The 19,595-nt window shown below is 30.9% G+C and carries 13 protein-coding genes; 2 read left to right on the top strand and 11 right to left on the bottom strand.

Annotated features, from left to right (window positions below; genetic code table 11):
- Nucleotides 1-27 precede the first annotated feature (27 nt).
- From BM335_RS08875 to BM335_RS08850, 6 genes are all read right to left on the bottom strand, one after another.
- Nucleotides 28-981 carry an alpha/beta hydrolase gene (locus tag BM335_RS08875; RefSeq protein ID WP_090225656.1) on the bottom strand — a complete coding sequence of 318 codons (954 nt, stop codon included), beginning with the start codon at nucleotides 979-981 and terminating at the stop codon, nucleotides 28-30.
- An 18-nt stretch (nucleotides 982-999) separates the two neighbouring features.
- On the bottom strand, nucleotides 1,000-2,451 hold the full coding sequence (locus tag BM335_RS08870) for a right-handed parallel beta-helix repeat-containing protein (protein ID WP_090225653.1): 1,452 nt from the start codon (nucleotides 2,449-2,451) through the stop codon (nucleotides 1,000-1,002).
- Nucleotides 2,452-2,565: 114 nt separating this feature from the next.
- Nucleotides 2,566-4,116 (bottom strand): DUF5123 domain-containing protein, encoded by a 1,551-nt coding sequence (locus BM335_RS08865; protein ID WP_090225650.1) that lies wholly within the window; start codon nucleotides 4,114-4,116, stop codon nucleotides 2,566-2,568.
- Between the two features lie 38 nt (nucleotides 4,117-4,154).
- Entirely contained in the window at nucleotides 4,155-5,942 is a 1,788-nt protein-coding gene (locus tag BM335_RS08860) for a RagB/SusD family nutrient uptake outer membrane protein (protein WP_090225647.1), read from the bottom strand.
- A 20-nt stretch (nucleotides 5,943-5,962) separates the two neighbouring features.
- Nucleotides 5,963-9,181 (bottom strand): SusC/RagA family TonB-linked outer membrane protein, encoded by a 3,219-nt coding sequence (locus BM335_RS08855; RefSeq protein WP_090225644.1) that lies wholly within the window; start codon nucleotides 9,179-9,181, stop codon nucleotides 5,963-5,965.
- Nucleotides 9,182-9,231: 50 nt separating this feature from the next.
- Nucleotides 9,232-10,662 (bottom strand): glycoside hydrolase family 28 protein, encoded by a 1,431-nt coding sequence (locus BM335_RS08850; RefSeq protein ID WP_090225643.1) that lies wholly within the window; start codon nucleotides 10,660-10,662, stop codon nucleotides 9,232-9,234.
- A gap of 311 nt (nucleotides 10,663-10,973) precedes the next feature.
- Here BM335_RS08850 and BM335_RS08845 point away from each other — a divergent pair, with 311 nt between their 5' ends.
- Complete coding sequence (locus BM335_RS08845) at nucleotides 10,974-12,005, top strand: LacI family DNA-binding transcriptional regulator (protein ID WP_090225640.1); 1,032 nt, start codon at nucleotides 10,974-10,976, stop codon at nucleotides 12,003-12,005.
- 82 nt (nucleotides 12,006-12,087) lie between these two features.
- Nucleotides 12,088-13,107, top strand: a complete 1,020-nt coding sequence (locus BM335_RS08840; protein WP_090225637.1) for a LacI family DNA-binding transcriptional regulator — start codon at nucleotides 12,088-12,090, stop codon at nucleotides 13,105-13,107.
- Nucleotides 13,108-13,174: 67 nt separating this feature from the next.
- On the opposite strand, the gene BM335_RS08835 is transcribed toward BM335_RS08840, so the two are convergent.
- The 5 genes from BM335_RS08835 to BM335_RS08815 all read right to left on the bottom strand — a co-directional run bounded on the left by BM335_RS08835 (nucleotide 13,175) and on the right by BM335_RS08815 (nucleotide 19,593).
- A complete protein-coding gene (locus tag BM335_RS08835; protein WP_090225634.1) occupies nucleotides 13,175-14,785 on the bottom strand; it encodes a UxaA family hydrolase in 1,611 nt (536 codons plus the stop codon).
- Between the two features lie 20 nt (nucleotides 14,786-14,805).
- Nucleotides 14,806-16,251 carry a tagaturonate reductase gene (locus tag BM335_RS08830; RefSeq protein WP_090225631.1) on the bottom strand — a complete coding sequence of 482 codons (1,446 nt, stop codon included), beginning with the start codon at nucleotides 16,249-16,251 and terminating at the stop codon, nucleotides 14,806-14,808.
- A 28-nt stretch (nucleotides 16,252-16,279) separates the two neighbouring features.
- Nucleotides 16,280-17,731: an MFS transporter gene (locus tag BM335_RS08825; RefSeq protein WP_090225628.1), complete on the bottom strand. Its 1,452-nt coding sequence runs from the start codon at nucleotides 17,729-17,731 to the stop codon at nucleotides 16,280-16,282.
- Nucleotides 17,732-17,774: 43 nt separating this feature from the next.
- A complete protein-coding gene (locus tag BM335_RS08820; protein WP_090225626.1) occupies nucleotides 17,775-18,443 on the bottom strand; it encodes a bifunctional 4-hydroxy-2-oxoglutarate aldolase/2-dehydro-3-deoxy-phosphogluconate aldolase in 669 nt (222 codons plus the stop codon).
- A gap of 109 nt (nucleotides 18,444-18,552) precedes the next feature.
- Nucleotides 18,553-19,593, bottom strand: coding sequence for a sugar kinase (locus BM335_RS08815; RefSeq protein WP_090221646.1), 1,041 nt, complete (start codon nucleotides 19,591-19,593; stop codon nucleotides 18,553-18,555).
- Nucleotides 19,594-19,595 lie beyond the last annotated feature (2 nt).

The raw sequence follows: 19,595 nt of genomic DNA, 5'->3' as shown, positions 1-19,595 counted from the left end.
TTTATGTTTGAATTTTATTTACCGATTCTAATTTTCTTTTAATGTTTTATCTAAAAAGTCTGTTACTTTTTTAAGTGTTATTTCAAACCAAGGATGAAATAACCAAAAAGAATGTGGACTATTTTGTATTATTTCTGTTTGATTATAAATACCATATTTATTTAAAATTTCAATCATATCATCTTTACCTGCTAAAAAACGTGGGTATTGACTTCCAATAAATAAAATTGGTGGTGTATTTTTATCTGTATGAGTTAAAGCTGATGCTTCCAACCAAGTTTCAAGTTTATCCTCAGAATTTCCTCCTAACCACAAACTTGCCATTGCTCCTTCCTCTGATTCTGGATGTTTAAATGCTAAAATACCATCAATATCTATAATTGATTGCACTGAAGCTGACGGAGTGAATGTATTATTTTTTTCTTCAAAATTTACATTTTTATTGGTTGTTCCAACCAAAGCTGCCATTTGTCCACCTGATGAACAACCTATAATTGCTACTTTTGTTGTATCAATATTAAATTGGTTTGATTGTGCCTTTATAAACTGAATTGCATTTTTAAGATCAAAAATTCCAGCAGGAAAAATTGCTTCAGGCGATAATCTGTATTCAACAGAAAAACAAGCATAACCTTTTGAAGCTATATGTTGAGCCATTGGCTCCATATGTGATTTATTCCCAGATTTCCAACCACCACCGTGAACTAAAACAACAGCTGGTTTTAATTGTTGCCTTTTATGATAAAAGGCATCTAAATGTAATTTTCGCTTTCCAATTTTCTTATAAACTATATTCCTTTTTTCAGCAATATTTTCAAATTTTTGAGGCTTTACAATGCTAATTTGAGGGAATTTTTTCACATATTTTTTATAAGAACTATAAACTGTATAACTGGTATCTATAGTTTTTATCTGTTGAGAATTTACGTTAAGTGTAAAAACTAAAAAGAATATAATAATATGTACTTTCTTAAAGTTCATAAACTGTAGCTAAAATAATTAATTGCTTTCAAAAGGACCCAAATCTGGTGCACTTCCATTAAAAGATAATCCCACATCAATTCCTTTATCAATTAAATCACTTCCTGCTTTTAAATGAAAAAAGGTTATGTTTGGTAAACTTCCGTCTGCGTTTCTTGCGCTTATTAATTCACTGTAATCAATGCTTATAAAATCTTCTGAAGTAGTAACAATTCCATTTTGCCAACTATTATTAGTAATATCGATATTTGAAGCACTTACACTTCCTAAAATTCCTAATACACTACTATTTTTAATAGTTAGTTTTTCTAAAGGGTTGGTGTTGCTAAATGAATAATTTTTTCCATTATCATACGCCGAGCAGTTGTACATTGTAACATTTCCTCTATTACTATTATGATCAAAACCATCATACACATTTCCAACAGCTAAACAGTTTTTATAAATTGCATTGTGTCTTAACAACTTATCATCACTTCCTCCAGTTTTAAATCCGTTTCCATCTCCTAAACCTTTAGTGCCATTTTTTAAATAACCATTTTTTATAGCCCAACAGTTTTCATAGGTAGTTGTAATATTATCTGTCCCTCTTAAGTAACCATCCCAACCGTCATCTAAATTTTGCCAAGCTCTACAACCAATAAATTTATTTCCAGTGCCTGCATCTAATTTACAAGCAAATCCATCAGCATTTTCAATGGATGAATCTGCATTAAAAAAAGAATCACAATTTAAAATAGTGTTATTTGCTGCACCATTTCCAATTTGAAGCCCAGTATCTGCATTCTCACTAAAAGTACAAAACTCAATTAAATTATTATTTCCGCTAATAAACATTCCATTATCACCCGCCGCAAATATGTCTATTCCTTTAATATGCCAATAATTTCCAGTTATGGTTACACCTCTATTTGCTGAATTTTCTGACATTGCTGAAAAATCAAGTTTAGCTCTTGTACCTTCTGTTTGACCGATTAAAGTAATTTCATTGCCCGAGGTTCCTGATTTACTTAATGTTATTTTATCATTGATTATATAATTTCCACCATTTAAAAAAATTATTTCCCCTGCCTTCACATTATTTAAAGCTGATAACAATTCAGAAGAAGTAGAAACCACATAATTATAGGATGGTCCAGAGGCAAAACTTGAAATTGTTATTTCTTTTGTTGATTTCACCGTTCCTTTATCATTAGCTGTTGCTTGTACAATTACAGTTCCATTTTTTTTAGCTGTCAATAATCCAGTATTTGAAATTTCAGCAATTGAACTATCCGAAACTTCCCAAAGAATAGATTTATCAGTTGCATTTTGAGGTAAAACAATTGCTGTCATTTGCCCAGTAATACCTAAATTAATATTAGTACCACTAATAGCTATTGATTGAACATATATAGCAGTATCTGAATTGTCCTCATCTTTTGAGCACGCAATAAGTCCAATTAAAAGAAATAGGTATAATAATCTCATTTTTAATGTATGGTTACTTTTTTTTAAAAAAATTTAATTTTAAGTTGATAATAAAAAGAGGTATGCTAAAATGCATACCTCTTTAATTCTAATAAACTTATGCATCAGATTTTTCTATTGAAGCCAACGTGGGTCTCCAACTTGATTATCTAATAAAGTTTGATTTGTTATTTTAAAATTACCTATAGTTGCATCTACAAAACCAGGATCTAAATCAGTATGAGTTCCTGAACCATCATAAATTAATTGAGAAGAATCAAAAAATCCAGGTGCATTAAAATAATTATTATTTAAAAATGTAGGGCTTGGGTCTGTTCTACTTTGGTTTGAATAATAGGCTGATGTTTCAGCAAACAAATTGTTTTTAACTGTTATTTTATTTGCTTGGAATCTAACATATAAAATTCTATCATTCGTATTAGAAACACCAAATAACGTACAACTTTCTAACAGAACGTTACAAGTAAAACCTGATTGTGTTGATGTTCCTGCATCATCCAATCTGAAAAAGTCACGTCCTGGTGCACAGTTGTTAAATGTACTTGTTTTAACAGTAAGATTTAAAACATCTGAATTTCTAAAATCAATAAAATCACCTCCATTCGTTAACACATTGGTAACAACACAATTTTCAACAGTTACTGATTGAACAATAGCTCCAGTAACATTACCGGCAATAAATGAGCGCGCAAAATCATGAACTACACAACCACTAACTAAAAGTGAATTATAATTTCCAACTTCGGTATATCTTATCACATCAGATAAACTTGTGCCATCATCACCTAATAAATCTAAGTCAACTAAACTAACATCAACTGCACCTGTATTAATTTCAAAATTCACTTTTAAAAGCGGCTTATTATAATTTCTTAATCCTTGAATTGTAATTGATTTATTTAACTTTATTGTACCTGTTTGTGCAGTATAGTCACCAGCTTCTAAAAGTAAGATATCTCCAGGAGCTGCATCCGCAATCATTTGAAATAAATCATCATCAACAGTTACTAGCGTATTATCTCCTACGTCAATTCCAGTTGTAAAAGATGCGGTACCTCTAGTTTTTGTGTTGTTTAATAATAAAGCTGTATAATTAGTTTCACTAGTTAATCCTGTAACAGTAGCAATTCCGTCTATTTTTTCTTGCGCTGTAATATCATGTTTAATATTACCTGGATTAATAACAATTTGAGTTACATTGCTATTTGGAACCCATCTAAAAGTAGCTTCTAGTGCTTTTATATCACCCAATTCAGGAGACAACATTAATTGCTCTGTTAAAGTAGTTGCTTCTCCAACTGCCCATTTAGAATCTTCTAATCCTACAGCACTAATTGCTTTTACTCTTATAGAATAAACTGTTTCTCCTTCTAATGCTACTTGAACAGGTAATTCATCTCCTCTAACTTCAATAGATTTGTAAATAGTTGCAAAAGTAGGATCATCTGCACTAAATTCAACTACATAATAATCTACTCCGTTTTTTACAATCCAGTTTAATTCAACAGTTGTTTGATTTCTTACTCTAGCAGTTAAATCAACTGGAGCAAATTCTCTATCTACTAATAGTTGATCTATTACATCAACATCATAGTCGCAACTTAGGACTGTAAATGTCAGGAATAGCATCACTAATAATTTATTTAATATATTCTTTGTTTTCATAATTTTAATAACTTTTATTTATTATTAACTTTTGAAACTTAATAGTTATAATCGTTAACCAATTTACCATTACTTCCATCAATAAATACTTGCCAAATTGGCCAAAATTGTCTGTCATCAGGATTTACTCCAGTTTTGAAAAGAGAGTTGATTTTATCATCAACCAAATTTTCCCATGTAACCGCTGAATATTCAATTCCAGGGTTTTGGTTTTCATTTCTATTCAATCCATAAATATCTAATGTTACGTTGTCTTCTGCATACTTGAAATATAAAGTAGTTGGTACATTTGCATATTCACCAGTACGGTTTTTTAAATTTACCATTTTAGCTTTAGCTTCATCAAGTTTTGTTTTTAACAAATTCCAACGAATAAGCGATTGTTTACGCTCCATTTCTCCGGTAAATTCATATTTATGTTCTAGAACTAAAGCATTAAACATGCTTTCTTTACTTGATAAAGCATTCACATACGCATCTACTTTTTGAGCATGGTCTGCAGATTTAAATGCTCTTCTACGAATTTCTTTTAAATATGGTGCTGCCGCTCCTGGTCCCTCTAACTCATTAGCTGCTTCCGCTGCTATAAAAAGAACTTCAGCGTAACGCATGTAAATTTTGTTTACACCATCATCATTGGTTGATGTTACATAACGATTCATCCATTCGTAACGGTATTTTCCAAAATACCAAGTATCTAAACTTCCTAATTCTTGTTTTGCTATTCCATTTGATGGAGTACCAAATCTATAAGGAACACAAGTTATATCTCTACGAGTATCAGATTCATCAAAATCATAAAAAACTGTTGGAAGTGGTCCTGCTAAACCTCCTCTACCTTGCCCAGTAAATTGATCTGCAGCAGTGTGTCTTACTGCAAAAGAGAATAACACTCTTCCTCTACCATCAGAAAATGGAATTTCCCAAAGTGATTCACCACCAGCTGTTATATTTTCTTGATTATATTTTTTCCATAATGTTTCAAAAGTTGTTTCTAAACGTGCTGATCCGCTTTCAATTACATCACGACATTCATCTAAAGCTAATTTGTACATTTTATCAACGGTAAGTTCTGGATCATTGCTTCTTCTAACACCATCAGGATATTGTTGATAACCACTTGCTACCATTGCTAAACGCGCTCTAAAACCTTTTACAAAAGCTTTATTAATTCTTTCTACACTTGAAGTAGCTGCAGTTTCATTGGGCCAAGCAACTAATGTTGCAGCTTCACCTAAATCTTGAATTATTTGTTTATATATTACATCTCTACTAGATTTTTCTAAATAAATAGTTTCAGAATTGATTGGTTCAAAACGAGCTGGAACATCTCCCCAAGCTTTCGTTAAATCTGCATAGTAAATTGCACGTAATGTTAATGCTTCACCTAATAATTGTCCAAGTTCAGTTCCAGGTGTTGGATTTCCAAAAGTACGTAAACCTCTAATACAGATATTTGCGCGCTCTATACCTAAATACATCATTGCCCAAGCATTATTTTCTGTATTCATTTGAGAATTGTTTGGCATAGCATTATACACACACAAATCTGCTTGAGAATCGTTTAATTTATCTGAATTAAGATTCCATTCAGTATCAGTATTAAATCCATAGAATGGAATAAAACGACCTCTATAAGAGTTTGTTTGTCCAAAAGGTTCTTTAATTCCATCAACAGCACCTTTTGCTAATCCTGGTGTTGAGAAAATTATGGATTCATCTAAGGTTGATTGTGCTGGTGCTTCTAAAAAATCATCACTCAAGTCTTGGCAAGAAGCAAAAATTCCAGCTATTATTATTCCTAAAATTATTATTTTATGTTTCATCTTCTAATAAATTTTTTTAATTAAAAAGTAAGGTTTAAACCAAAAACCAATTGTCTACTACGTGGAAATGGTGAATAATCAACTCCAGGCGTTAGTGGTGTTTTTCTTCTTGTAGAAACTTCAGGATCTAAACCTGAATAGTTTGTAAGAATAAAAACATTATTAGCTGTAAGGTAAAATCTTAGTTTAGAAATACCAACTTGTGATATTAATGATTCTGAAACTGTATAACCTAAAGTAAGTGTGTTCAATCTTAAAAATGAGCCATCTTCAACTGCCCAATCACTAAAAACAAAACGTTGCATATATGGAGACCACATTGTAGTATTTGCGTTAAGCGCAGCTAATTGCGTAGGATCTGTTACTAATTGTCCAGATGTTGGATCTAAATTTGTCCATCTAATACCATCCGCCATTTCTGTACTTAAATTTCTGTATTGTCCGTTTGGATTAGAAGTTGTAAACTCAATTTTATTTGCATTATAAACATCATTTCCAACACTCCAGTTAAAACCTGCTGAAAGATCAAAACCATAAGCATAAGCGTTAATTACCATACCTCCTGTATGTTTTGGATTAGAATTTCCAATAATTGTATTATCACTTACTGTAACTTTACCATCATCAGTAATATCTTTTAATTTCATGGTACCTGGCATAACAGTACCTACAACTGCTGTGTTATCAACAACTCCATCTTTTAGAGTGTAGCTACCAGTTGTTGGATCGTAATTAAAATCAGAAACTTCATAACGTCCATCACTTTGATATCCGTACATTAATCCTAAAGGTTCTCCAACATTAATCACATAATCATTTCCTATTTGAGAAGAAGCCCAATTGGTATTTTGTCCAAAATCATCCATAACTCCTAAAGAATTGATTTTGTTTTTGTTTATACCAATATTTACAGAAAAATTTAAACCGTAATTTTCTTTTTCTATTGCTGCATAATTTAATGAAGCTTCAACTCCCATATTTTGAGTTTCCCCCATATTTCTATATTGACTTGTGTAACCTGTTCCTGGTACTGGGAAATTGATTAATAAATCTTTAGTAACATTTTTATATGCTTCTAATGAACCTGTAACTTTTCCTTTGAAAAGATCATAATCAAGCCCTACGTTTTGAGTAACTGTTGTTTCCCATTTTAAATCTGGGTTAGCTAAAGTATTTGATGCTGCCCAATAGTTAGTTATACCGTTAAGATATGTTGTGTTTCTAGATTCAAAATTTTGAACTGTTTGTCCAGAAGGAATATTGTTGTTTCCTGCCTGACCATAACTTAATCTTAATTTTAATGAGTTTATCCAAGATATATCTTTCATAAAATCTTCTTCAGTAATTTTCCAAGCCACAGCTGCTGACGGAAAATATCCCCAACTGTTGTCTCCTAAAAATTTACTTGAACCATCTGCACGATACGTTGCAGTTAAAAGGTAACGGTTTTTATAATCATAGTTTACACGACCAAAAAACGATAATAATTTATCATCAGGACTGTAATAATTATCAACTGCCTGAGGAATACCTTGTGTTGTTAAATTTCTTGCAGTTGCAAAATCAAAAAACTTTGGAAAACCTTGAATTTCTGTAGTTACTTCATTGTTTTTGTTAATAAGCATTTCTTCACCCACTAAAAGCTTTAAACTATGATCATCACCTAATATATTTTTAAAATCGTAATTTAACGTGTTAGCATTTCTAAAACGATCTCTTTTTCTATCACTAAATACCAATGAAGGTAGTCCTTGATTTTCTGCTGCGGGTCTATTGTTTGCATAATAAGTAGAACGTCCATAAAAACGATAATCTAAATTATTATAATTATCTATACCTAAATCGGTTTTAAATTTAAGGTTTTCTATAATTTCCCAAGAAAAACTACCAAGTACATTAAAGTTTTTTCTAAGTTGTTTACGTTGATTATCAGCAACAGCAACAAATGGATTTACTAAATAACTTGAAAGCGCTTCATCTGTATTATCGGTTGTTAAACCAGGTAAAGGAATTGGTGAATAACCAACACTGTGTCTAAGGCGCGCATCTGCTGAAGAAATTTCATTTTGTTCATTCGCTCCACCTCCATTTATTTCCGTATCAGAATAACGGAAAGTTAAAGATAAATCTACTTTTTCAGAAGCTTTATTTTTTAATGAAAATGATATGTTATTTCTTTTATAGTCAGAACCTAACATAATTGTTTTTTCATCATAATTAGCATAACTAAAGTTGTAATTAACTTTTTCTGATCCACCACGTATTCCTAAATCATGGCTTCTAACTTCACCCATTTCACCGTAAATCTGTTTTTGCCAGTTATTACCTTTCATGCCAATGTATTGGTCATAATCTTGCCATTGACCAAATATTTTTTCATAAGAAATTAAATCATCTTCAAGTAATGCATATTCATACTGCCATTTTACAAAATCTTCAGGATTTTGAACATCAATTGTTTTTGCAATTTTTTTAGCCCCATAATATGTATTAAGACTCACTACTATTTTTCCGTCTTTTCCTGTTTTAGTAGTTATAATAATAACACCATTTGCACCTCTAGACCCATAAATAGCTGTAGAGGAAGCGTCTTTTAAAACTGTAATATTTTCAATATCAGATGGTGAAACATCACTCATGCTATTTACTGGGAATCCATCTACAATTACTAATGGAGAGCTATCTTGGGTTAAAGAACCTCCTCCACGAATTCTAATTTTAATTTCAGCATCAGGCGAACCTTCTGTAGATAAAACTTGTACCCCTGCCATTCTACCTGTTAATGCTTCAGCAACATTTGAAATTGCTACTTTTTTTAAAGCATCACCAGAAATAGCTGTAACTGAACCTGTTAAATCTGACTTACGCGCTGTTCCATAACCAATAACAACTACTTCATCTAAAGATTCTAAATTTGTTTTAAGTACAATATTTAGCACTTTTTTTCCATCAATGCTAACTTCTTGAGTCTGAAAACCTAAATAGCTTACAACTAACTTAGCGTTTTGGCTTGTGATTTTCATAGAAAATTTTCCATCAAAATCAGTTGAAGCTCCATTTTTAGTTCCTTTTTCTATAATATTAACTCCTGGTAAAGGCAGGCCTCCTTCATCTGTAATTATCCCGCTTATTTCAGATCCATTTTGTGCAAAAATATCATTCCCTATGAGCACGCCCAAAAAAAGGAAAATAGCACAAGTCCATTTTAAGACTCTTTTTAATAAAACTTTGATATTCATAATTTGATACTAAATTTGGTTTATATTCTAATTTGATAATTGTGTTTAAATTAATTTTTTATACTTGTCATTAGATTTCCGTTTATATAAGTGTTTTCAAAATTGATGTTTTCAACATTTTCTAACGAGTAAGGTTGTCCTACTTTTTCAATACTTACGTTTTTAAAATTGATATTACTTATTGGAGATTCTTTATATCCTTTAGCTAAAATTCCAAACTCACCACCATTTTTAACTGTAATATTTTCTAAATAAATATTTTTTACTACTGGAATAAAATCTCCCGATTGAACTCCATAAATTCCGTAAAACATATTTACTTTTAAAACGCATTCTTTCACCTGTCCTATTTCTATATTTCTTACATAAATATTTTCAACTACTCCACCTCTTTTTGAGTTTGTTTTTATTCTAATAGCTCTATCTAAATTTGGGCTATCCATCGTGCAATTTTCGGCAAATACATTTCTAACACCTGCAGATATTTCACTTCCAATTACAACTCCACCGTGACCATCAATCATTTTACAATTTTGAATAACAATATTTTCGCTTTTTATAGCCACTCTTCTACCATCACCATTTCTACCTGATTTAATTGCAATACAATCATCACCTGTATTAAAAGTGCAATTCTTTATCCAAACATTTTTAGAATATTCAGGATCACAACCATCATTATTTGGCCCATGACTTTCTACTGTTACGCCATCAATAATTACATTGGTACATTTTATTGGGTGCATTACCCAAAAAGGTGCATTTATAATTTTCACATCCTTAATCATTACATCAACACATTCAAAAGGTTGAATAAAACTTGGTCTTAAAAAATGATTTTCTCCAAAAACTCGCTCATTTACAGGTGTATTGTTTTCTCCCATTTCCATCAAAACTGGCAGATTTAAACTATCTTTTTGATTTCCCATACCTTCTTTCCAACCGTAAAAATCTTTTCCGCACCAAGGCCACCAATTATCGTTACTAGCTTGTCCATTTAAAATACCTTTACCAGTTATAGCAATATTCTTTTTTTTGTAAGCATATATTAAAGGTGAATAGTTCATAAGTTCAGTACCTTCATACGACGTATGAACTAGTGGATAATAATCTTTTGGATTGGTACTAAATAAAATTTCAGCACCATCTTCTAAATGAAGATTTACATTATCTTCCAAATGAATAGGCCCTGAAAAATATTTCCCTTTTGGTATTAAAACTTTGCCTCCGCCATTTTGCGAACAAGCTTTTATAGCATCCTTAAAGGATTTTGTATTATCAAAAACTCCATCTGCAACACTCCCATAATCAATTACAGAAAACACTTTATCTGAAAAAACAGGAACTGATATACTATCAATTATTTGCTGCATTTTGCTCCAATGATTTACAACATTAACTTCATCTCTTTTGTTATTACAAGAAAATATGATAGCTAACATTAGTATTGAGAAAAGTATTTTAGGTTTTAAAACAGACATTATTACTTATTTTACAATTTAATTAAACAAGAATTTTCAATAATTTTAATTTATACATTCATAAATGTAATCGATTACACGAAAGTAAATATTTACATCCATATAAACAAACAATTTCTAAAATAAATGTTAAATTAACTCAATATAGGACAAAAATGATAGTTCAATTAATTTTTTAAGTGATTAAAACAATTTTTTTTAATAAAACTTGCTTTAAATATCTAAATTAATCTACTTTTACTTAATTAAGGTAATCGATAACATCAGTAAAAAAAATAATATTAATTTGTACTTTTACAAAAAAAATTAGGATGAGCGGTAAAACAACAATCTATGATATTGCTAAAAAACTAAACATAACAGCTGCAACAGTTTCAAGAGCATTAAATAATAACTCTAAAATTAGTGAAGCTACTAGGAAATTAGTAATGGAAACCGCAGCACAAATGAATTACAAGCAAAACAAACTTGCTTTAGCACTTAAAAGTGGAAAAAGTAATAATATTGGTGTAATTGTTCCTCGTTTAGATAGTAATTTTTTTGCAACAGTTATTAGAGGAATAGAAGAAGAATTGTATCCGCACGGTTTTCATGTCATCATTTGCCAAACTAGAGATGATAAAAATTTAGAAATTGAAAATATTGATGCTTTATTAAATGCACAAGTTGATGGAATTTTAATGTCTATTTCAAATGTTTCTATTGAACAAAACGAAAGTTTTAAAAGAATTCTTAAAAAAAATGTACCGCTAATTTTTTTCGATAGAAAAGCAAATATTAATGGAGTAAGTACCGTAACAATAAATGACTTTCATGGAGCTTATGAAGCAACAAAACACTTAATTAATCAGGGTTGTAAGCGTATTGCACATTTATCAAACAATAGACTAATTGAAATTTTTAGAGATCGATATCTCGGTTATAAACAAGCCATTTTAGATAGCGGACTTGAGTTTGATGAAAGCATTGTAATTGAAACTATTAGTAAGGTTGAAGAAGGTAGAAAAATTACTAAAATTTTACTAAATATGGACAATCCTCCAGATGCTATTTTCTCATCAAGTGATTTTACTGCACTGGGGGCAATTCAAGAAATTAAAGCACAAGGTCTTAAAATCCCGCAAGATATTTGTGTTGCGGGTTTTGCAAACGAACCTTTTACTAAATTTATGGAACTTTCAATCACTTCTGTTGACCAATCTCCTTTAGAAATGGGTAAAATGACTGCTAAAGTATTTTTAGAACAAGTTAGAAATAACGATACTATTAAAATTGAAAAAAAGGTAATTTTAAAACCTAAATTACTAATCAGAAAATCATCTTCTAAAAATTCAAACGAATAGTTTTAAATAAAAACAGTATCTATATTTTTAAAATAATTATAGTACTTTTACATACTTTTTAAAAATTACTATCACCTATTTAATGAACCAGAAATCAACTATTTACGATATTGCTAAAAAACTTAACATTTCTGCAGCAACAGTATCAAGAGCGTTAAATAATAATCCTAAAATTAGTGAGAAAACAAGAAAATTGGTAAATGACACTGCTAATGAAATGAATTACACACAAAATAGACTTGCATTAGCTCTAAAAAGTGGAAAAAGTAATAATGTTGGAGTTCTTGTTCCTAGAATTGATAGAAATTTCTTTTCATCTGTAATTCGCGGTATTGAAGAATGCTTGTACCCTGAAGGTTATCAAGTTATCATTTGCCAAACACATGATGATGAAAATTTAGAAATGCAAAATATTGAAGCGTTATTAAATGCTCAGGTTGATGGTATTTTAATGTCTATTAATGGTACAACTGAAAAAAATGATGCCATAAATAAAATTCTTCAAAAAAAAGTTCCTTTAATCTTTTTTGATAGGAAAAAAAATATTGATGGCGTAAGCAGTGTAACTATCAATGATTTTGATGGAGGTTATCAAGCAACACAACATCTAATTGATCAAGGATGCAAAAAAATTGCACATCTTGCTGGTGATTTATCGGTTGAAATTTACAAAGATAGATGCAATGGTTACAAACAAGCTTTGCTTGACAATGGAATTAAATTTAATGAAAATTACTTAATTGAAACAATTAGCAAAGTTGAACAAGGAGAAGATAGTACTAAAAAATTGTTGAACTTAAAAAATCCGCCAGACTCCATTTTTTCTTCAAGTGACTTTGTAGCTTTAGGGGCAATTCAAGAAATTAAAAAACATAATTTACATATTCCAAATGATATTAGTATTGTAGGTTTTTCAAACGAGCCATTTACAAAATTTATGGAACTTTCTATAACTACAGTTGATCAATCGCCAGTAGAAATGGGAAAAATTGCTGCAAGTGTTTTTTTAGAACAAGTAAATAATTCAAGTAACATAGAAATACACAAAAAAATTGTTTTACCGCCTAAATTACTTGTTAGAAAATCATCTTTAAAAAATTAAACCCTATAATTAAAAAGCCTTAAAAAATTAATTTTTTAAGGCTTTAAAACTAAAATAAACATAAATATTATAATGATACTCCTCTTTTCCAAGGAATAAAATCATTTTGATTTAATTTTTTTGCTTTTGTTTGAATTTTACCACTAGCCACATCTATTATAAAATTAAGCATCTCTTCAGCCATTTCTTCAATCGTTTTTTCGCCTCTAATAACAGCACCTGTATCAATATCAATAATGTCGCTCATTTTATTTGCCAATTCAGTGTTTGAGGAAACTTTAATAACTGGTGTAATTGGGTTACCTGTTGGTGTTCCTAAACCTGTAGTAAACAAAACTATTGTTGCTCCAGAACCAACCATGGCCGTTGTACTTTCAACATCATTTCCTGGTGTACATAATAAATTTAATCCAGATTTTGTAATATATTCTCCGTAATCTAATACATCAACAACTGGAGAAGTTCCTCCTTTTTTAGCCGCTCCAGCAGATTTCATTGCATCAGTAATTAGTCCATCTTTAATATTTCCTGGTGAAGGATTCATATCAAATCCTGAACCTGCATCAACAACAGATTTTTCAAATGCTTTCATTAAAGCTAAAAATTTATTTGCAGATGCTTCATTTACACATCTATTAACTAATTCTTGCTCTACACCACACAATTCTGGAAATTCAGATAAAATTGCTGTCCCTTTTAATGCAACCAATAAGTCTGATGTATAACCCAAAGTAGGATTTGCCGAAATTCCAGAAAATCCATCAGATCCACCGCACTCTAAACCAACATTTAATTTAGATAATGGTGCTGGTTGTCTTTTAATATTATTGGCTTTTTTTATTGCTTCAAATGAATCTTTAACAATGGCACTTAACATTTGGTCAACCGTACCCATTTGTTGTTGTTCAAAAATTAGGACGGGTTTTGTTGAATTTGGATTTATAGCGTTTAATGCATTTTTAAAAATATCTATTTGCAAATTCTGACATCCTAAGCTTAAAACCGTTGCTCCAGCTACATTCGGATTATTTACATAACCTGCCAAAAGTTTTGCAAGCGCTTCAGAATCTTGTCTAATTCCTCCACAACCACCTGGATGTGTGATAAATTTCACATCAATATTATCGAAAAAGTCGGCTGAATTATTACTTTTTGTTGCTTCTTCCTGCCCATTATTAATTAGAGATCGAAGCAATAATTGATGAGGATTTTCTTTTTGTTTTAATAATTCTTTTTCGAAAATATCTTTTAATATTTCTATATTTCTATTTTCACAAAAAACCAATGGAAAAAATAACCAAACATTTTCTGTACCAACTTGTCCGTCTTCTCTATGATAACCTAAAAAAGTTTTTTCTTTCCACTTTTCAACATTTGGAGTGCTCCAACCTATATTACCGGTTTTTTTATATACTTTTTCGCTTTCGTGTTTTACATTATTAATAGTAAGCACATCACCTTTTTCTATAATGCAATTTGCTTTTCCAACTAAAACACCGTACATAATAATTCTATCTCCTTCATTAAATTTAGTTAATGAAATTTTGTGCTTAGCTTTTACATCAGATACAATAGTAATTGAATTATTTTCAAAAGAAACTATTTCACCTGCAGCTAAATTTACTAAAGCAACTGCAACATTATCAGATGGATGTACTTTTATTAACTTTTTTTGCATTATAACTGCTTTTATGTATTTTAAAATTGTTTGTTAAAATTAGTGAAACCATTTTCAATTCCGTTTTCATCAATTTCCTTTAAGGCAATTTCAATTGCTTTTGACAATGAATTTATTTTTGTTAAATCTTGATCCCAAAAATTTTCATTTTCTAAAACAGCTTGGGTAATTTTATTGTAATCATTTAAACTCCAAATTTCTTTAAATGCTGCAACAATTTCTTCACTATCATTTATTGGTAATGATTTTCCTTGCCACACACCTTTGTAAAAACGGATTAAACAAGCAAAAGAGAACGTTAAATTTGTAGGTATTTTGTTATATACTGCTGTATATTCTAATAAACTAGGCAATACACGTACTTTAAATTTTGAAATTGAATTTAAAGCAATATCCGACAATTTATGTTTGATAAATGGATTCCTGAAACGGTCTAAAACTTCATCGGCAAAGCTATTTAACTCATCTCTATCCATTTTTAGCGTTTCATTAATTTCATTAAAAATTGCTGTATTAATAAAACTACTTGTAAAACTATTGTCTACAGTTTCTTTTACAGTGGTATTTCCGTAAAGAAGTGAAAAAGGAACCATTGCAGTATGCGCACCATTTAAAATACGCACCTTTCTAGTTCTGTAAGGTTGCATATCGCTCACAATTTTAACATCTAAATCTGTTTTATGAAATGGTAATTTTTGTTTTAAATCTTCTCCACCTTCAATCACCCATAAAAAAAATGTTTCAGCAGCAACAATTAAATTATCCTGATAATCTAATTGAGAATTATAACTTTCAATTTCATCTTTTGGATAACCAGGTACAATTCTATCAACTAATGTGCTATGAAATGAATTATTTTGAAGCAACCAAGATTTAAAATCATCACCTAAATTCCAATCGGCTATATATTGAAGAATTATTTCTTTTAATGTTTCAGAATTATGATTGATAAGTTCACAAGGAATAATTGTAAGTCCTTTTTTTGAATCGCCATTAAAATGCTTAAATCTTTCAAATAACAAAACTGTTAATTTTGCAGGAAATGAACTTGGTGGTTGCATTTCTATAGTATCAGAACTAACATAAGCAATACCAGACTCTGTAGTATTAGAAATAATAAATTCTAACGAAGGTTCTTTTGCCAAACTTACATATTCAGCAAAATTTGAATACGGATCTACACCTTTTACAATATTAGAAATCAGCTCTACATCCTGAATTACTTGACCTTTTTTCACACCTTTCATAAAAAGTGTGTATAAGCCATCCTGTTCATTAAGCATGTGTATTAAACCTCTTTCAATTGGCTGAACAACAGCTACTCCTGCATTAAAATCAACTTTCTTATTCAATTGCTGAATTGCATAATCTATAAAAGCTCTTAAAAAATTACCTTCCCCAAATTGTACAATTTTAATTGGAAGTTTTTTTTCTAAACCTATATTTTTTCTATTTAATTTTTTCATCAATATTTAATAAATAATAAATTATTTTTTATAAATCTGTAATTGGTCTGTATTTTGGGACTAAAGTTTTCATAACCACCCAACCTATTAAGTAACAAACAGCACATATTGAAAAGATTATAAAATACCCTGCTTCAATTCCTTTAAATCCCATAAACGCCATATTTGTACTTTCGCTAAAATCAAATAAAACTCCAGAACCTTTATTAATAACCGTTGAACCTAATCCTCCAGCCAAACCTCCGATACCTGTAACAGTTGCAATTGCTTTTTTAGGAAACATATCTCCCACTGTTGTAAAAATATTTGCCGACCAAGCTTGGTGTGCTGCTCCTGCAATTCCAATAATTATTACAGGAATCCAATAGGTATAATGTCCTAAAGGTTGAGCAATTAGAGCTAATAATGGAAAAAATGCAAAAATCAACATTGCTCTCATTCTCCCTTCATACGGATTCATTCCTTTTTTATCTACAAAATAAGTTGGTAACCATCCGCCGATAATTGAAAGCAATGTTATTGCATATAAAACAAATAATGGTAACGCTGCTTGTGCAGAATCCATTCCGTAAACTGAACTTAAATAAGCTGGTGTCCAGAATAAGAAAAACCACCAAACCCCATCAGTCATAAATTTACCAAATACAAAAGCCCACGTTTGTTTGTACTTGAAACAATCTAATAAAGAGATTTTTTTTGTGCTTTCTGGAACATATCCTTCTATTTTACTATCTGCAATGATATCTTGCTGAATGTATTCTAATTCTGCTGCATTTACTTTTGAGTGTTTTTCAGGTTTTTCATACATAAATACCCAAAAACCCATCCAAATAAAACCTAATGCTCCAATAATAATAAAAGACATTTCCCAACCGTAGGCTTTTGCAATAAAAGGAATTGAAATTGGTGCAGCTAATGCTCCAACAGTTGCTCCTGCATTAAAAATACTTGTAGAAAAAGCTCGGTCTTTTTTTGGAAAATATTCTGCAGTAGTTTTTATTGCTGCTGGAAAATTACCAGCTTCTCCTAAAGCTAAAACAAACCGAGCAAAAATAAATAAAGTAACACTTATAGAAATTACTAAACCTGTATCGTTAACTGTACTAATAATTTCTTTTGAACCTTCGAAACCTAAAAACCATTCTCCTGTTAAATAACCTGCAGTTGCAATACCTGCAAAAGCATGTAAACAAGCTCCAACTGACCATACACCAATAGCCCAAAGAAATCCTTTTTTGGTATCCATAATATCTACAAAACGACCTGCAAATAATAATGAAACAGCATAAAAAATAGAGAACAAAGCTGTTATGTTTCCGTAATCATTGTTGGTCCAATGAAATTCAGGAGCAATAAAATCTTTCCATGTTAAAGAAAGGACTTGCCTATCTAAATAATTTATAGTTGTAGCCATGAATAGCAAACCAGTTATTGTCCATCTATACTTTGTTGCTTTTGTCGTTGTTGTTGTTTCATTCATAATTAAATGTTTATTTATATTTATTTTCAATAGAATGGATATATTATTTTCTTACTTTTTCAATAATTTCCAAAGCACTTTTTACATCTTCTGTTAGCTTTGTATAATTTTTACTTGATAATATTTCTTTTGATATTAATTGTGATCCCATTCCAACACAAGTTACTCCTGCACTAAACCAGCTTTTTAGGTTTTCTTCTGTAGGTGAAACACCTCCTGTTGGCATTACACTCGTCCAAGGTTGTGGTCCTTTTATTCCTTTTACAAATTGTGGTCCGTAAATATCTCCAGGGAATAATTTTACAATTTCACAGCCCAATTCTTCTGCTCTAGCAATTTCTGTTAATGTTCCACAGCCTGGTGACCATAATACTTTGCGTCTATTACAAACTACTGCGATATCTTCTCTTAAAACAGGTGTTACTATAAAGTTTGCCCCTAAAGCCATATATAATGAAGCTGCGCCAGCATCGGTTACGGATCCAACTCCCATAATCATTCCTGGTAATTCTTTAATCGCATATTTGGTTAACTCTCCAAAAACTTCGTGTGCAAAATCACCTCGTGCCGTAAATTCCATCAATCTTGCTCCGCCATCATAACATGCCTTTAATACTTGTTTACTTACTTCTAAATCATTACTGAAAAATAAAGGAATCATCCCTGTTTCTTTCATTGCTGTTGCAACTTCTATTCTTGTAAATTGTGCCATTTTTTATTTATCTTTTTTTAATGAAGCTTTTCTTAAAATGGATTGTTGAGTCGTGTTTTCTACGACTCAACTTTCCGATTTAACCAAACTTAATTATAATACTTCTTTGTTATCGTGCTACTCTTCCTGAGGCATCACCACCCATTAATTTAGTTACTTCATCTACAGTTACTAAGTTGGCATCTCCTTTTATGGTGTGTTTTAAACAAGAGGCTGCTACTGCAAAGTCTAATGCGTTTTGATCATCATCTGGATACGTTAATAATCCGTAAATCAATCCGCCCATAAAACTATCTCCACCTCCAACTCTATCTACAATATCAGTAATTTGATACTGACGTGTTTGCAATAGTTGTTTTCCATCATATAAAACGCCGGCCCAAGTGTTATGAGATGCTGAAATTGAACCTCTTAACGTAGTAATTACTTTTTTAGCTCTTGGGAATTTCGCCATCATTTGCTGACAAACCGATAAAAACGCTTCTGCCTTTACATCATGTCCGTGTGTTTGAACTGCTGCTCCTTCTGGCTTAATGCCAAAGTGCATTTCTGCATCTTCTTCATTGCCTAAAATAACATCACAATACGATGTTAACTCGGTCATAATTGCTTCTCTATCTCCACCATATTTCCAAAGTTTTGCTCTATAGTTTAAATCTGTGGAAATGGTTAATCCTAATTTGCTGGCTGCTTTTACTGCCTCTAAACAAACATCCGCTGAACTTTGTGAAATTGCTGGAGTAATGCCTGTCCAATGAAACCACTCGGCTCCAGCAAAAACTTCCTCCCAATCTATCATGCCCAATTGAATTTCAGACATAGATGAATGTGCTCTATCATACACAACTTTTGAACCTCTACTAACTGCGCCTGTCTCTAAAAAGTAAATTCCTAAACGATCTCCTCCCCAAACAATCTTATCTACTCCAACGCCTCTTTTACGCATTTCCATCATCGCACATTCTCCAATGTCATTTTTTGGTAAACGTGTTACAAAATCTACTGAAACACCATAGTTGGCTAAAGAAACTGCTACGTTTGATTCTCCGCCTCCATAAACAACATCAAAATTGTCCGCTTGTGAAAATCTTAAAAATCCTTGTGGTGATAATCGCAACATAATCTCACCAAATGTTACTACTTTACTCATTT

It is taken from the genome of Lutibacter maritimus, assembly GCF_900116115.1.
Taxonomy (GTDB): Bacteria; Bacteroidota; Bacteroidia; order Flavobacteriales; family Flavobacteriaceae; genus Lutibacter; species Lutibacter maritimus.
The sequence above is the reverse complement of the archived record's forward strand: the minus strand, read 5'-3'. Positions and strand labels throughout refer to the sequence as shown.

Bases quoted from the DNA above. Each gene is read 5' to 3' on its own strand.
- BM335_RS08840 (WP_090225637.1), top strand. From the start codon at position 12,088: ATGAACCAGAAATCAACTATTTACGATATTGCTAAAAAACTTAACATT.
- BM335_RS08850 (WP_090225643.1), bottom strand. From the start codon at position 10,662: ATGTCTGTTTTAAAACCTAAAATACTTTTCTCAATACTAATGTTAGCT.
- BM335_RS08865 (WP_090225650.1), bottom strand. From the start codon at position 4,116: ATGAAAACAAAGAATATATTAAATAAATTATTAGTGATGCTATTCCTG.
- BM335_RS08870 (WP_090225653.1), bottom strand. From the start codon at position 2,451: ATGAGATTATTATACCTATTTCTTTTAATTGGACTTATTGCGTGCTCA.
- BM335_RS08845 (WP_090225640.1), top strand. From the start codon at position 10,974: ATGAGCGGTAAAACAACAATCTATGATATTGCTAAAAAACTAAACATA.
- BM335_RS08825 (WP_090225628.1), bottom strand. From the start codon at position 17,731: ATGAATGAAACAACAACAACGACAAAAGCAACAAAGTATAGATGGACA.
- BM335_RS08835 (WP_090225634.1), bottom strand. From the start codon at position 14,785: ATGCAAAAAAAGTTAATAAAAGTACATCCATCTGATAATGTTGCAGTT.
- BM335_RS08855 (WP_090225644.1), bottom strand. From the start codon at position 9,181: ATGAATATCAAAGTTTTATTAAAAAGAGTCTTAAAATGGACTTGTGCT.
- BM335_RS08815 (WP_090221646.1), bottom strand. From the start codon at position 19,593: ATGAGTAAAGTAGTAACATTTGGTGAGATTATGTTGCGATTATCACCA.
- BM335_RS08875 (WP_090225656.1), bottom strand. From the start codon at position 981: ATGAACTTTAAGAAAGTACATATTATTATATTCTTTTTAGTTTTTACA.
- BM335_RS08820 (WP_090225626.1), bottom strand. From the start codon at position 18,443: ATGGCACAATTTACAAGAATAGAAGTTGCAACAGCAATGAAAGAAACA.
- BM335_RS08860 (WP_090225647.1), bottom strand. From the start codon at position 5,942: ATGAAACATAAAATAATAATTTTAGGAATAATAATAGCTGGAATTTTT.
- BM335_RS08830 (WP_090225631.1), bottom strand. From the start codon at position 16,251: ATGAAAAAATTAAATAGAAAAAATATAGGTTTAGAAAAAAAACTTCCA.